At 74.4% G+C, this 14240-nt stretch carries 13 protein-coding genes and 1 pseudogene; 7 read left to right on the top strand and 7 right to left on the bottom strand.

Features of this window, described 5'->3' with window-relative positions:
- Window positions 1–284: 284 nt before the first annotated feature.
- Window positions 285–2054: a DEAD/DEAH box helicase gene (locus tag REH70_RS20775; RefSeq protein ID WP_396134543.1), complete on the bottom strand. Its 1770-nt coding sequence runs from the start codon at window positions 2052–2054 to the stop codon at window positions 285–287.
- 86 nt (window positions 2055–2140) lie between these two features.
- Here REH70_RS20775 and REH70_RS14310 point away from each other — a divergent pair, with 86 nt between their 5' ends.
- The 4 genes from REH70_RS14310 (at window position 2141) to rny (ending at window position 6049) form a co-directional block, all read left to right on the top strand.
- Complete coding sequence (locus REH70_RS14310) at window positions 2141–2374, top strand: DUF3046 domain-containing protein (RefSeq protein ID WP_310748232.1); 234 nt, start codon at window positions 2141–2143, stop codon at window positions 2372–2374.
- Between the two features lie 237 nt (window positions 2375–2611).
- On the top strand, window positions 2612–3652 hold the full coding sequence (gene recA / locus REH70_RS14305; RefSeq protein ID WP_310748229.1) for a recombinase RecA: 1041 nt from the start codon (window positions 2612–2614) through the stop codon (window positions 3650–3652).
- Between the two features lie 80 nt (window positions 3653–3732).
- A complete protein-coding gene (locus REH70_RS14300; RefSeq protein ID WP_310748226.1) occupies window positions 3733–4473 on the top strand; it encodes a regulatory protein RecX in 741 nt (246 codons plus the stop codon).
- Window positions 4474–4513: 40 nt separating this feature from the next.
- Window positions 4514–6049, top strand: coding sequence for a ribonuclease Y (gene rny, locus REH70_RS14295; protein ID WP_310748224.1), 1536 nt, complete (start codon window positions 4514–4516; stop codon window positions 6047–6049).
- A 40-nt stretch (window positions 6050–6089) separates the two neighbouring features.
- Here rny and REH70_RS14290 read toward each other — a convergent pair whose 3' ends face one another.
- The 4 genes from REH70_RS14290 to REH70_RS14275 all read right to left on the bottom strand — a co-directional run bounded on the left by REH70_RS14290 (window position 6090) and on the right by REH70_RS14275 (window position 9524).
- A complete protein-coding gene (locus REH70_RS14290) occupies window positions 6090–6980 on the bottom strand; it encodes an ABC transporter permease subunit (protein ID WP_310748221.1) in 891 nt (296 codons plus the stop codon).
- Window positions 6977–7627, bottom strand: a complete 651-nt coding sequence (locus tag REH70_RS14285) for an amino acid ABC transporter permease (RefSeq protein WP_310748218.1) — start codon at window positions 7625–7627, stop codon at window positions 6977–6979. Before REH70_RS14285 ends, REH70_RS14290 begins: the two co-directional genes overlap by 4 nt.
- A gap of 153 nt (window positions 7628–7780) precedes the next feature.
- The gene (locus tag REH70_RS14280; RefSeq protein ID WP_310748215.1) at window positions 7781–8677 is read right to left on the bottom strand and encodes a glutamate ABC transporter substrate-binding protein; all 897 of its coding nucleotides are present in this window, start codon (window positions 8675–8677) and stop codon (window positions 7781–7783) included.
- 82 nt (window positions 8678–8759) lie between these two features.
- A complete protein-coding gene (locus tag REH70_RS14275) occupies window positions 8760–9524 on the bottom strand; it encodes an amino acid ABC transporter ATP-binding protein (protein WP_310754323.1) in 765 nt (254 codons plus the stop codon).
- Window positions 9525–9653: 129 nt separating this feature from the next.
- Between REH70_RS14275 and miaB the strand changes: the two genes are divergently transcribed.
- Entirely contained in the window at window positions 9654–11339 is a 1686-nt protein-coding gene (gene miaB, locus REH70_RS14270; protein ID WP_310748212.1) for a tRNA (N6-isopentenyl adenosine(37)-C2)-methylthiotransferase MiaB, read from the top strand.
- Between the two features lie 9 nt (window positions 11340–11348).
- Here miaB and REH70_RS14265 read toward each other — a convergent pair whose 3' ends face one another.
- Together REH70_RS14265 and REH70_RS14260 are read right to left on the bottom strand one after the other, a co-directional pair.
- Entirely contained in the window at window positions 11349–11858 is a 510-nt protein-coding gene (locus REH70_RS14265) for a YbjN domain-containing protein (protein WP_396134542.1), read from the bottom strand.
- Window positions 11855–12481 carry a YbjN domain-containing protein gene (locus tag REH70_RS14260; protein WP_310748208.1) on the bottom strand — a complete coding sequence of 209 codons (627 nt, stop codon included), beginning with the start codon at window positions 12479–12481 and terminating at the stop codon, window positions 11855–11857. Before REH70_RS14260 ends, REH70_RS14265 begins: the two co-directional genes overlap by 4 nt.
- A gap of 140 nt (window positions 12482–12621) precedes the next feature.
- Here REH70_RS14260 and REH70_RS14255 point away from each other — a divergent pair, with 140 nt between their 5' ends.
- Entirely contained in the window at window positions 12622–13392 is a 771-nt protein-coding gene (locus REH70_RS14255) for a hypothetical protein (protein WP_310748205.1), read from the top strand.
- Window positions 13278–14189 (top strand): annotated as a pseudogene (miaA, locus tag REH70_RS14250) (tRNA (adenosine(37)-N6)-dimethylallyltransferase MiaA); the annotation flags it as partial. The gene REH70_RS14255 and the pseudogene miaA, both read left to right, overlap by 115 nt.
- Between the last annotated feature and the right edge of the window lie 51 nt (window positions 14190–14240).

The raw sequence follows: 14240 nt of genomic DNA, 5'->3' as shown, positions 1-14240 counted from the left end.
CCAGAACGGCAGCCGCCCCGGGATGCCCGGTGCGGGGGTGACCAGCACCCGGTCCGGGGTGATGTCCTCGATGCGCCAGGTGCTCGACCCGAGCGTGAACGTGTCGCCGACCCGCGACTCGTAGACCATCTCCTCGTCGAGCTCGCCGACCCGCTTGCCCCCGCGGAGCCGCCCACCGCCGGCGCGCTCGTCGTCGGCGGGGACGTCCGGACCGGAGGTCGGCGCGGAGCCCGTCGCGAGGAACACCCCGTACAGACCGCGGTCGGGGATCGTGCCCCCGCTGGTCACGGCGAGCCGCAGCGCCCCGGGGCGGGCCTGGAGCAGGTCCCGCGTGCGGTCCCAGACGATGCGGGCGCGCAGCTCGGCGAAGTCCTCGCTCGGGTACCGCCCGGCGAGCATGTCGAGCACGGCCCGCAACGCGCCGTCACCCAGCCCCGCGAACGGCGCCGCGCGCCGCACGACCTCGGCGAGGTCGGCCACCGTCCAGTCCTCGACGGCGACCATCGCCACGATCTGCTGGGCGAGGACGTCGAGGGGGTTGCGCAGGACCGACAGGTGCTCGATCTCGCCGCGCCGCATCCGTCCGGCCACCACCGCCGACGGCACCAGCTCGCCGCGGAAGGTCGGGAACAGCACGCCGCGGGACACCGCGCCCACCTGGTGCCCGGCGCGGCCGATGCGCTGCAGCCCGCTCGCCACCGACGGCGGCGACCCCACCTGGACCACGAGGTCGACCGCACCCATGTCGATCCCCAGCTCGAGGACGATGTCGCGACCACCGCGGGCAGCCGGCCCGCCTTGAGCTCGGTCTCGGTGCGGGTGCGCTCGGCCCGGCTCATCGAGCCGTGGTGGGCACGGGCCAGCACCGTGTCGTCCGACGGGGGCAGCCCGGCGCCGACCCCGACCGCCGTCCCGGACTGCGCAGCGATCTCGGAGGGCTGCAGCGTGCCCGGGTCCGGCACGTCCTCGCCGCGGCGCACGGCCCACACCTCGTTCATGCGGGCGGTGAGCCGCTCGGCCCCGCGCCGGGAGTTGGTGAAGACGAGCGTGGAGCGGTGGTCCGCGACCAGGTCGACGACGCGCTCCTCGACGTGCGGCCAGATCGACGGCCGGGGCGGGTTGCCGGCGGCCGGGCCGCTGAGGTCGACCTCGCCCGCCGGCAGGGGCGGGAGGTCGGGGGCCGCGGCGGCCTTCACGGCCGCGGCGCCGGACGGGAGCGGGGCGCCGGCGAGGTCGGACAGGTCGGGCACCGGGACGACGACGTCCACCTCGATGCGCTTCGTCGACGGCGGCTGCACGACGACGACGCCACGGCCGCCGTCGGCCGCGGTGCGCGCCCCGCCGAGGAAGGACGCGACGGCGTCGACCGGCCGGACCGTCGCCGAGAGCCCCACCCGCTGAGCGGGTGCGGGCAGCAGCGCGTCCAGCCGCTCCAGCGTGACCGCCAGGTGCGCACCGCGCTTCGTGCCGGCGACGGCGTGGATCTCGTCGAGGATGACGGTGCGCACCCCGGACAGGCCCGCGCGGGCCGCCGAGGTGAGCACGAGGTAGAGCGACTCGGGCGTCGTGATGAGGATGTCCGGAGGCTTGGTGGCGAAGGCGCGGCGCTCGGCCGGCGGGGTGTCGCCGGTGCGCACCCCGACGGTGACGTCCGGGGCGGTCAGCCCCAGCCGCGTCGACGCCTGCCGGATGCCGACCAGCGGGGAGCGCAGGTTCCGCTCGACGTCCGAGGCGAGGGCCTTGAGCGGTGAGACGTACAGCACGCGGCAGCGCTCGACCGGCGACTGCGGCACGGGCTCGCCGGCCCGCGGCGCGAGGAGCCCGTCCAGCGCCCACAGGAACGCCGCGAGCGTCTTGCCCGATCCGGTGGGCGCGACGACGAGGGCGTGCTGCCCGGAGCCGACGGCGCTCCACGCACCGGCCTGGGCCGCGGTCGGGGCCGCGAACGCACCGGTGAACCAGTCCCGCGTCGCGGGGAGAACCCGGCGACCGGGTCCGCCGCGGGGGCACCGGCGGGGTGCCCCGGGTGCCGTCTCGCCGCCGTCCGTGCTCACGGGCGCCATTGTGTCGGTCGCCACCCACATGCGCCCGGGCGTCACCGGGTGGGCACGGGCCGCCCCGGGCGTGACAGGCTTCTCCCATGCGCAACCGCGAGTTCTGGCAGCTGGTCGACGAGGTGTTCGGGGACCGGTACGGACGCACGCTCGCGGGTGACCAGGTGCTCGGCGAGCTCGACGACCGGACGGCGGCGCAGGCCATCGAGGACGGGGTCGAGCCGCGCACGGTGTGGCACGTGCTGTGCGACGCGATGGACGTCCCCGAGGAGCAGCGGTGGGGGGCGGACGTCCGCCGTCCCGCGCCGCCGCGGGCCTGACCGCAGAGCAGGGCGTCCGCCACGGACGCCCGCTCATGGACACCGGCGTGTCGTCGCCCGGCTCTGCCGATCGAACACGTGTTCGGCTACGCTGACCCCAGGTGATGACGACGCCGCCCCGTCCACACGCAGTGCCGGGGCCGGCGCGGATGTCGGTGGTCGGGCATAGCGTCACCGCACGCTCAAGACCAGTCCCACAGGCGCAGCGCTCGCTGCTTTCGACACATGAGGTGTGACATGCCCGCTCCCCAGGACCGCGAGAAGGCCCTCGAGGCCGCACTCGGCCAGATCGACCGTCAGTTCGGCAAGGGCTCGATCATGCGCCTCGGTGACGAGGGCCGCGCCCCGGTCGAGGTCATCCCCACGGGGTCGATCGCGCTCGACATCGCGCTCGGCATCGGTGGTCTGCCGCGCGGCCGCGTGGTGGAGATCTACGGCCCGGAGTCCTCCGGCAAGACGACCGTCGCGCTGCACGCGGTGGCCAACGCCCAGCGCGCCGGCGGAATCGCCGCGTTCATCGACGCCGAGCACGCGCTCGACCCGGAGTACGCCAAGAAGCTCGGCGTCGACACCGACGCGCTCCTCGTCTCCCAGCCGGACACCGGCGAGCAGGCGCTGGAGATCATGGACATGCTGATCCGCTCCGGCGCGATCGACATCGTCGTCATCGACTCGGTGGCCGCGCTGGTGCCGAAGGCCGAGATCGAGGGCGAGATGGGCGACAGCCACGTCGGCCTGCAGGCCCGCCTCATGTCGCAGGCGCTGCGCAAGATCACCGGTGCGCTCAACGCCTCCGGCACGACGGCGATCTTCATCAACCAGCTGCGCGAGAAGATCGGCGTGTTCTTCGGCTCGCCCGAGACCACCACGGGTGGCAAGGCGCTCAAGTTCTACGCCTCCGTCCGCATGGACATCCGCCGCATCGAGACCCTCAAGGAGGGCACCGACGCGGTCGGCAACCGGACGCGGGTCAAGATCGTCAAGAACAAGATGTCCCCGCCGTTCAAGCAGGCCGAGTTCGACATCCTCTACGGCGTCGGGATCTCCCGTGAGGGTGGGCTGATCGACATGGGCGTCGAGCACGGCTTCGTGCGCAAGTCCGGGTCGTGGTTCACCTACGACGGCGACCAGCTCGGCCAGGGCAAGGAGAACGCCCGCGGGTTCCTGCGCGACAACCCGGACCTCGCCGAGGAGCTCGAGAAGAAGATCAAGGAGAAGCTCGGGGTGGGTGCCAAGCTCGACGCCCCGGCCGACCCCGGCCCCGCGGTCGACTTCTGAGCGCCGTGCCCACCGGTCCGCAGCACGATGACCCGTGGTCCGGCGGCGCCACGGGCAGCCGGTCCACGGACGGAGCGGACGTGACGAACGTGACCGACGTGACGGACGGGACGGACGGGACGGACGGGACGGACGGGACGGGCGCGGCCGGGTCGCGTCGCGGCCGACGGTCCGCGCGGTCGTCGTCCGGCTGGTCCGGCGGACGGTCACGGACGTCGGAGCCGCCGCTCGACGGCCCGGCCGCGAGCGACCGCGAGCCGGACCCCGAGTCGGTCGCCCGGGCGATCGCGCTGAGGCTCCTGACCGGGGCGCCACGCAGCCGGGCCCAGCTCGCCGAGGCGATGGCCCGCAAGGACGTGCCGGAGGCCGTCGCGGAGAAGGTCCTCGACCGGTTCACCGAGGTCGGCCTCATCGACGACGCCGAGTACGCCCGCATCCTCGTGCGGTCCCGGCACGCCGACCGCGGCCTGGCCCGTCGCGCCCTCGGGGTCGAGCTGCGGCGCAAGGGCATCGACGACGAGCTGGCGGCGGAGGCGCTGAGCACGGTCGACGCCGACCAGGAGGAGACCACGGCGCGCGAGCTCGCCCGCCGCCGGCTGGCCGCGACGTCCGGGCTCGCGCGTGAGGTGCGGGTGCGCCGGGTCACCGCGATGCTGGGCCGCAAGGGGTACTCCGGCGGGCTCGCGCACCGTCTGGTGCGCGAGCTCCTCGCGGAGGAGGCCGTCGACGACCAGGACGGCGCCGCGGGCCCGGCCGGCAGCGGCTGGGACGACATGGTCGTCGACGGGCCGGATGACGCCGTGCACGCGCAGGACGACTGAGGCCGTACCGTCACCCTCAGATCGTGCGAGGGAGACGGACATGGACGTGGGTGGGGCCGAGGTGGTCGCCGTCGTGGTGACGGTGGTCGCACTGCTCGTGGCGCTGGGCATCGTCCTGGCGGCACGGCGTGCCGCGGCGGGCGTGCGCGAGCGCGCGGCGGCCGACGCCGCGCGCATCGGGGACGACACCCGACGCGCGGCCGCGGAGCTGGAGCGGCGCGCCGACGGGATCGCCGCCCGGGAGCGCGCTCTCGCGGACGACCGCGCCGCGGCCGCAGATCTCGCGCAGTCCCTGCGGGACCGCGCCCTGGCCCTCGCGGACTCCGAGCGTCGGACGGCGCAGGAGCTCGCAGCCGAACGGGCTGCGCTGGCCGCCGACCGCGCCGCTGCGTCCGCGGAACGGCAGGAGGCGCTCACCGCGCGGTCGGCGGCGGTCGCCGAGCTCGAGAGCATCGCCGGGCTGACCCGTGCGCAGGCGCGCGCGGAGGTCGAGCGGCGCGTCGTCGAGCAGGCGACGCACGAGGCCGAGACCGCCGCCCGCCGTGCCGAGGCCCGGGTCCGGGCGGAGGCGGACGAGCGGGCGCGCCGGATCGTCGCGACCGCCGTGCAGCGCCTCGCCGGCCCGACGAGCTCGCAGAGCGTCGTCGCGCACGTGCGCCTGCCCACCGAGGAGATGAAGGGCCGGATCATCGGCAAGGAGGGCCGCAACATCCGCGCCTTCGAGGCCCTGACCGGCGTGAACGTGCTCATCGACGACACCCCCGACGCCGTGGTGCTGTCCTGCTTCGACGCCGAGCGCCGCGAGGTCGCCCACGTCGCGCTCGAGGCGCTCATGGCCGACGGCCGCATCAACCCCCAGCGCATCGAGACCGCCTACACCGACGCGGTCGCGGGCGCCGACGAGCGCGCCATGGCCGCCGGGCACCTCGCCGCGGAGCAGGCCGGCGTCGGGCCGCTGCACCGTGATCTCGTGCACACCATGGGACGGCTGCGGCTGCGCACCTCATACGGCCAGAACGTGCTCGCCCACCTGGTGGAGACCGCGCAGATCGCCGCGGTGATGGCCGCCGAGGTCGGCGCCGACGTCGCCGTCGCCCGGCGCGCTGCCTTCCTGCACGACGTCGGCAAGGCGCTCACCCCGGAGGTCGCCGGCACCCACGCGGCCATCGGGGCGGACCTCGCTCGCCGCTGCGGCGAGGGCGACGTCGTGGTCAACGCGATCGCGGCCCACCACGACGAGGTGACCCCCGAGTCGGTCGAGGCCGTCCTCGTGCAGGCCGCCGACGCCTGCTCGGCGGCCCGCCCGGGGGCCCGGCGCGAGGAGCTCGACCAGTACGTCGAGCGGATGGACACCATCGAGCGGCTCGTCGCCGAGCACGAGGGCGTCCGGCGGGTCCTGGCGATGTCGGCCGGTCGTGAGGTCCGGGTGATCGTCCAGCCCGAGGTGGTCGACGACTACAGCATGCCCGGCCTGGCCACCGCGATCGCGCGCCACATCGAGGCGGACCTGACGTACCCCGGTGAGATCAAGGTGACCGTCATCCGGGAGATCCGGGCCAGCGCGACCGCCGGCTGACCGCCGGCCGGTCCGGCCGACCCGGTGGTGCTCGGGGCGGTCAGACGCCGCCGCGCGGCTCCCCGCCGACACCCGGTGCGTTGACCACGACCGAGCCGGTCGCGGCCGTCGCCGCCGGTGCCCCGGGTCGTCCGGACCGTCGCTCGAGCCACACGGCGAGCCGGGTCAGCGAGATGTTGACGGCGAGGTAGATGCCGGCGCCGACGACGAACAGCGCGACGTAGGTCTCGTTGCCGAAGTACTGGGCGTTGTTCTGGATCGACTTGAGCAGCTCGGGGTAGCCGACGATGAACCCGAGCGAGGAGTCCTTGAGCAGCACGACGAGCTGCGCGATGAGGCTCGGGAGCATCGTCCGCACCGCCTGCGGCAGCAGGATCGTCAGCAGCGTCTGGGTGCGGGTCAGCCCCACCGCGTACGCGGCCTCGGCCTGGCCGCGCGGCAGGGACGCGAGCCCCGCGCGCAGGATCTCGGCGATGATCGCCATGTTGTAGACGACCAGTCCGAACACCACCGCGGTGAAGGCGCTCCACCCGAAGCCCAGCAGCCCGAACAGCATCATGAGCAGCACCGGCAGGCCGCGGAACAGCTCGATGGCGACCACCGCGGGCAGTCGCAGCCAGCCGAGCCGCGTCGTGCGCCACAGCGCCAGCAGCAGGCCGAGCACGAGGGCGAGCGGCGCTGCCACCGCGGCGGCGCGCAGCGTCGCGCCGAGGCCCTCGATGACCATGAACCGCCACACGTCGGCCGCGGTCTGCCCCTTCGGCGGGTCGTACAGCACGTTCCAGCGCTCGGCGGTGAAGATCCCGCGGTCCGCTGCGTACCGCACCGCGAGGCCGACGAGCACGAGGAGCACCACGGCGCCGATCACGGAGCCGATGCGCTCGCGGCGGCGGGCGGCGGGACCCGGGACGTCGTACAGGACCGAGCTCATCGGGCGAACGCCACCTTTCGCTCCACGACACCGGCGAGCAGTCCCGCGGGGATCGTGAGGAGCAGGTAGAAGAGGGCGACCCCGCCGAGCGCCCACAGCGAGTCGGCGGGGTTGGACAGCGCGAGCCGGCGGCCGCTCGCGGTGAGCTCGACGACGGCGAACCCGGCCGCGACGGACGTGTTCTTCGCCAGGGCGATGAGCACGTTGATCAGGGGCGGGATGACCGAGCGGACGGCCTGCGGCAGCACGACGAGGCTGAGCGTCTGGCCGAACGTCAGGCCGATGGCGCGCGCAGCCTCGGACTGCCCCATGCCGACGCTGTTGATGCCGGACCGCACGGCCTCGCACACGAACGCGGCGGTGTACGCCGACAGGCAGATCACCGCGGTCCAGAAGCCCAGCGGCGCGAGCACGCCGAACTGCGGGGCGACGAAGGCCATGAAGAAGAACACGAGGGTCAGCGGGGTGTTGCGCAGCACCTCGACGTAGACGGTCGCCAGGCCGCGCAGGGGCGCCAGCGGGGACACCCGCATCGCGGCGAGCAGCAGGCCGACGGCGACGGCGACGGCGCCGGAGACCACGGTGAGCGACAGCGTGGCCCGGAACCCCGCCAGGTACGCGGGGAGGTTGTCGGGGATGACGTCCACAGGGGTCCTTGCGGTCGCGGGAGCAGGGCTGGAGCAGGGCGGGCGCGGGGTGAGCGCGGGGCCGGCCGGCCGGGTGGGCCGGGCGGCCGGACCGGCGGCGCGGCGGTGCCCGGGGCCGTCGGAGCGGCCCCGGGCACCGCGCGCGTCAGCGGGTCAGTACCGGTCGACGGCCGGCGGCTCGGGCGTCGGCAGGACGGTGCCCGCCGTCGCCTCCCACGCCTCGGTCCAGGTGCCGTCCTCGTAGCTCTGCTCCAGGACGTCGTTGATCCACATCCGGAAGTCGGTGTCGTCCTTGGCCAGGCCGATGCCGTACGGCTCCTCGGTGAACGGTTCGCCCACGACCTGGAGGTCGTCGTTGTCCGCCGCGAAGCCGGCGAGGATGACGTTGTCCGTGCTCACGGCGTCGACCTGCCCGTTGCGGAGCGGGTCGAGGCAGTCGGAGTAGGCGCCGAACGCCACGACCTCGGCCTCGGGGTAGTTCTCCAGCAGGTTCTGCTCGGGCGTCGAGCCGGACACGGTGCAGACCCGCTTGCCCGCCAGGTCGTCCGGACCCTGGATGTCCTCGGTGCTGGTCAAGGTGAGGATCGACTGCCCGGCCTCGTAGTACGGACCGGCGAAGGAGATGATCTCCTTGCGGGCGTCGTTGATCGTGTAGGTGGCCACGACGATGTCGACCTGGCCGGACTCGATGAACGGCTCCCGGTTGGAGGAGATCGTCTCGACCCAGTTGATGCCGTCCTCGGGGATGCCGAGCTCGCTCGCGATCAGCCGGCCGATCTCGACGTCGAAGCCCTCCGGCACGCCATTCGGGCCCTGCAGGCCGAACAGGGGCTGGTCGAACTTGGTGCCGATGGTGATCTCGCCGGCCTCGGCGAGCTCGGCCATGGTGGAGCCCTCGGGGAACTCGGGGGCGTCCGTGGTCTCGGAGGTCCCGGTGTCACCGGTGTCCCCGGCGGCGGGCTCCGTCGGCTCGTCCCCGCCACCACAGGCCGAGAGCGTCAGCGCCCCGGCGGACAGCAGGGCGATGACCCCGGCGTTGCGGATCTTCATGGTGATCTCCTTCGTCGAGCGACCGTCGGTGTGCGTGGCCGCTGTGGGGGGCGGGCCGGGCGGCGTGCGCCCGACCCGGGTGTCAGTGGGTCAGGATCTTCGACAGGAAGTCCTGCGCACGGTCGCTGCGCGGGTTGGTGAAGAACGTCTCCGGGTCGGCCTCCTCGACGATCCGGCCGGCGTCCATGAACACCACGCGGTGCGCGGCCTTGCGCGCGAACCCCATCTCGTGGGTGACCACGATCATCGTCATGCCGTCCTGCGCGAGGGAGACCATGACGTCGAGGACCTCGTTGATCATCTCCGGGTCCAGCGCGGAGGTCGGCTCGTCGAACAGCATGACCTTCGGGCTCATGGCCAGTGCCCGGGCGATCGCGACGCGCTGCTGCTGACCGCCGGACAGCTGGGCCGGGAGCTTGTCCGCCTGGTTCGCGACCCCGACGCGCTCGAGCAGCGCGACCGCCTGCTTCTTCGCCTCGCCGCGCTTGACGCCCTTGGCCTTCACCGGGCCGAGCATGACGTTCTCGAGCACGGTCTTGTGGGCGAAGAGGTTGAAGGACTGGAACACCATGCCGACGTCGGCCCGCAGCCGGGCGAGCGCCTTGCCCTCGGCAGGGATGGGCTTGCCGTCGATCGAGATGGTGCCCGCGTCGATCGTCTCGAGCCGGTTGATCGTGCGGCACAGGGTCGACTTGCCGGAGCCGGACGGGCCGATCACGACGACGACCTCGCCCCGGTGGACGGTGAGATCGATGTCCTGGAGCACGTGCAGGGCCCCGAAGTGCTTGTTCACCCGGTCCAGGACGACGAGCGGCTCACCGGTGGCGCGGGCCCCGGGCGAGGGCATGGCGGGCTGGGCGGTGGGGGTGACCATGGGTGTGAACCTAGGTGGCCCGTGTGACGGGTCGCTACCTCCGCAGGTTACGGAACGACAACGTCGCAGATCACACGCGCGTGCGCCGTACCCTGATGGGTGATGAACGCCAGCCCGTACCCCACCCTGCAGACGACCCCGGCCGTCGGTGCCGACGCGGCGCGCACCTACGTGGTGCGCACGCTCGGCTGCCAGATGAACATCCACGACTCCGAGCACATGGCCGGGATGCTCGAGGCCGCGGGCTACGTCCCGGCGGCACCGCAGGACGCCGCCCGGGGGAGCGCGGACGTGCTGGTGATCAACACGTGCGCGGTCCGCGAGAACGCAGCCGGCAAGCTCTACGGCAACCTCGGCCAGCTCGCACCGGTCAAGCGCGCCCGCCCCGGCATGCAGATCGCCGTCGGCGGGTGCCTGGCGCAGAAGGACCGCGCCGGGATCGTCGACCGCGCGCCGTGGGTCGACGTCGTCTTCGGCACCCACAACCTCGACGCCCTGCCGGTGCTCCTGGAGCGCGCGCGCCACAACGAGGCCGCTCAGGTGGAGATCGCCGAGTCGCTGCAGGTGTTCCCCTCGACGCTGCCCACCCGGCGCGAGTCGGTCTACGCCGGGTGGGTGTCCATCAGCGTCGGCTGCAACAACACCTGCACCTTCTGCATCGTCCCGCACCTGCGCGGCAAGGAGCGCGACCGCCGGCCCGGCGAGGTGCTCGCCGAGGTCCAGGCCCTCGTGGACTCCGGTGCGGTCGAGGTCACGCTGCTCGGCCAGAACGTCAACAGCTACGGCGTCGAGTTCGGCGACCGCGGGGCCTTCGCCAAGCTGCTGCGCGCCTGCGGGACCATCGACGGCCTGGAGCGGGTCCGCTTCACCAGCCCGCACCCGGCCGCGTTCACCGACGACGTCATCGAGGCGATGGCCGCCACCCCGAACGTCATGCCGCAGCTGCACATGCCGCTGCAGTCCGGCTCGGACCGCGTGCTGCGCGCGATGCGCCGCTCCTACCGCGCCGAGCGGTTCCTCGGGATCCTGGACCGGGTGCGGACGGCGATGCCCGACGCCGCCATCACGACCGACATCATCGTCGGCTTCCCCGGGGAGACCGAGGAGGACTTCGCCGAGACCCTCCGCGTCGTCGAGGCCTCCCGGTTCTCCTCCGCGTTCACCTTCCAGTACTCGCCCCGGCCGGGCACGCCGGCGGCCGACCTGCCCGACCAGCTGCCCAAGGCCGTGGTGCAGGAGCGCTACGAGCGGCTCCAGGCGCTGCAGGAGCGGATCTCGCTCGAGGAGAACGTCGCCCAGACCGGACGGGTCGTCGAGGTCCTCGTCGCCGACAGCGACGGCCGCAAGGACGGTGCGTCGCTGCGTGTCTCCGGGCGCGCCGCGGACAACCGCCTCGTGCACTTCGCGCTGCCCGCGGACGTGACCGGGCCCGCGCACCGCGACCCGGCGGACGGCGCCGTCGACCCGCGCCTCGGGCCCGACGTCGACCCGCGCCTGCCCCGGCCGGGCGACCTCGTCACGGTCGCCGTGACGCACGGCGCACCGCACCACCTCGTCGCCGACTCCGCGCTCGCGGGCGGACCCTTCGCGGTCCGCCGGACCCGTGCGGGGGACGCCTGGGCGGCGCGTGAGCGGGCCCGTGCCGGGCTGCCGGGCGGCGACGAGCACGGGCACGGCGTGCACGGCCACGGCGTGCACGGCCACGGCGGGCACGGCCACGCGGGGGCCGCGAGCGCGGCCACCGGCGGACCGGTCGTCCTCGGGCTGCCCACCCTGCGCACGGCCTGAGTCGCCGAGTCAGCCCTCGAGCCCGTCCGGCAGCAGCGTGTCGAGCACCCCGAACATCTGCACGCCGGTGCCGAGGCCGCACGCCACGAGCTGCGCGAGCTGGGTGCTGGTCGCCCCGTGCTCCAGGTCGACGGACACCTCGCTGTACAGCGCGAGCTCGCCGTCCTCCTCCCGGGCGTAGACCTTCGGCCAGATGCGCTCGCGGTTCCAGTCGTTGACCGCGAGCAGCACCGCCGTCCGCCGGGTCGTCGGCAGCGTCCGGTGCCACCGGCCGCGGACCTGCAGGATCTCCCCGCGCTCGCCGAGCAGGAGGAACCAGAACCGGCTGCCGTCCCAGGTTCCGGTGAGGTCGCCGTCGTCGTCGAGCAGGAAGCGGTAGCCCCGGCTCAGGAGGTAGGTCGCGACCCGGTCCCGGGTCACCGGGGTCGCCCGCTCACGGACCACGGGCTTCTCGGCCGGCTTGGGCCGGGCGTTGCCGAGCATCCGCTGGATCCAGCCGGACAGCGCCTCGGGGCTCACGGCGCGGCCGCCGCGGGGTCGGGGTACATCTCGTCCATCCCGTCGAACAGCATGCTGCCGGTGCTCAGCCCGCAGTGCAGCAGCTGACCGAGCTGCGCGTCGGTCACACCGTGCTCCAGGTCGGTCGCGACCTCCGCGACGACGTGCACCATCCCGTTGTCGCGCACCCGGACGTACGCCTTGGGCCAGATGCGGTCGGCGTTCCACTCGTTGCACATCTCGAGCACCTCCGGCAGCCGCTCGATGGAGACCTCGCGGTTCCACTGCCCGCGCACCTGGAGGATCTCCGAGCGGTCACCGAAGAGGAAGAAGTAGAACAGCCGGCCGCGCCACAGCCCGCCGAGGTCGCCGTCGTTGTCGATGAAGTAGCTGAAGCCGTTGTCCTCGAACCACTCGACGATGCGACCGACGGTCAGCGGCCACGGGATGCCGTCGTCGTCCTGGGCGGGCAGCGGGTCGGAGGAGCCGTCGGCGGGCAGCGGCTGCGCCCCGAGCTCGCGCGCCAGGAGGTCCTCGACCCGGGCCTGCAGCTCGCCGTCGCTGAGGTCCGCGCCGGTGTCGTCACGGCGGTCGGGGTCACGTCCGGCCCACCAGCCCCGGCGACCGCCCCAGTGGAAGCCCATCGCCGCACAGTACCCCCGCCCGGGCGGGGCCGACGGCCCGCCCCGCGCACCGGCCCCCCCGCCGGCCCTATGCGCCCGCCCCACCCGCCGGCATCGCGCGGTGGTCCGTCCGGGTGGGTCGCACCGGCTACCGTCGGCGGGTGCTCGACTCCGCCACCCTCGTGCCCGACTCCGCCCTCCTCGTCCCCGGCGCCGCCGGCGCCACCGAGGTCCTCGCCGACGCCCGGGCGGCCGCGGTGGACGCCGTGCGCGCGCTGGTCGCGAGTGGGCCCGCGCGCGTCGTCGTGGTCGCGTCCAGCGACGCCGACCGGATGCGCCCCGGCCCGTTCGCCCCGACGCTCGCCGGCGCCGGGCTCGACGACGCCGCCCTCGGCTGGACGGCCCCCGGTGTCGACCCGGGCACCCACCCCGGCGTGACCCCCACCGCCGTCGACGCACCCGCGGCCGCGGTCGCCCTGCTGCTGCTGGCCCACGCCGGGTGGAGCGGACCGGTGACGCTCGTCGAGGCCGCCCCGCCGGGTGACGACGCGATCACCCGCGCCGACGGCAGGGCCGCCGAGCTCGCCGCCCTCGGTGCCGGTGTCACGGCCGGGCCCGAGCGCGTCGCCGTCCTCGTCGCGGGATCGCTCAGCGCGCGCCGCGGCCCGGACGCGGCGCTCGCCGAGGACCCCCGCGCCGTCGCGGTCGACGGCGGGATGCTCGCCGACCTCGCCGACGCCGGTCCCGAGGCCCGCCGCCGGCTCGCCACGATGGCACCCGACCTGGCGCGCGAGCTCACCGTGACCGCGTGGGCGCCGTGGCAGGTCGCGATGGGCGGGGTCGGGCCGCGCACCGCGGTGACCGCGGCTGTCACGCACACGGGGTCGCCGTTCGGTGTGACCCTCGCCGTGGTCACCTGGAGCACCCGGTGACCACGCCGCCCGTGGTCGCCGTCGTCGGCCCCACTGCGACCGGTAAGTCCGACCTCGGTCTCGCCCTGGCCGAGCGACTCGGGGGCGAGGTGGTCAACGCGGACGCGATGCAGCTCTACCGCGGGATGGACATCGGCACCGCGAAGCTCCCGGTGGAGCAGCGCCGCGGGATCCCGCACCACCAGCTCGACGTGCTGGACGTGAGCGAGGACGCCTCGGTCGCGCGCTACCAGACCGACGGCCGCGCGGACCTCGCGGCGATCGCCGGACGGGGCCGGCGCGGCGTCGTCGTCGGCGGGTCGGGGCTGTACGTGCGCGCGCTGCTGGACCGGCTCGAGTTCCCGGGGACCGACGCCGGCGTCCGCGCGCGCCTCGAGGAGCGCGCGGAGCGGCACGGCACCCGGCACCTGCACGACGAGCTCGCGCGTCTCGACCCCGCGGCCGCGATCGCGATCGGGCCGGCGAACACGCGCCGGATCGTGCGGGCGCTCGAGGTCATCGAGATCACCGGCCGGCCGTACACCGCGAACCTGCCCGAGCAGGAGTACGAGGTGCCGGCCGTCCAGATCGGGCTGGACTGCGACCGCGCGGTGCTCGACGCCCGGATCGAGGCGCGCGTCGAGGTGATGTGGGAGCAGGGCCTGGTCGCCGAGGCGCTCGGGCTCGTGGCCCAGGGCATGGGCCGCACCGCGGCGCGAGCGGTCGGCTACGCCGAGGTGCTCGCCCTCGTCCGCGGCGAGGTGGACGAGGCGGGTGCGCGCGACGCCGTCGTCGCCGGCACCCGGCGGCTCGCACGCAAGCAGATGACGTGGTTCGGGCGGGACCCGCGGGTCCACTGGCTCGACGCG

This window comes from Cellulomonas sp. ATA003, assembly GCF_031582905.1.
Taxonomy (GTDB): domain Bacteria; phylum Actinomycetota; class Actinomycetes; order Actinomycetales; family Cellulomonadaceae; genus Pengzhenrongella.
This window is presented reverse-complemented; position numbering and strand designations above follow the sequence as displayed.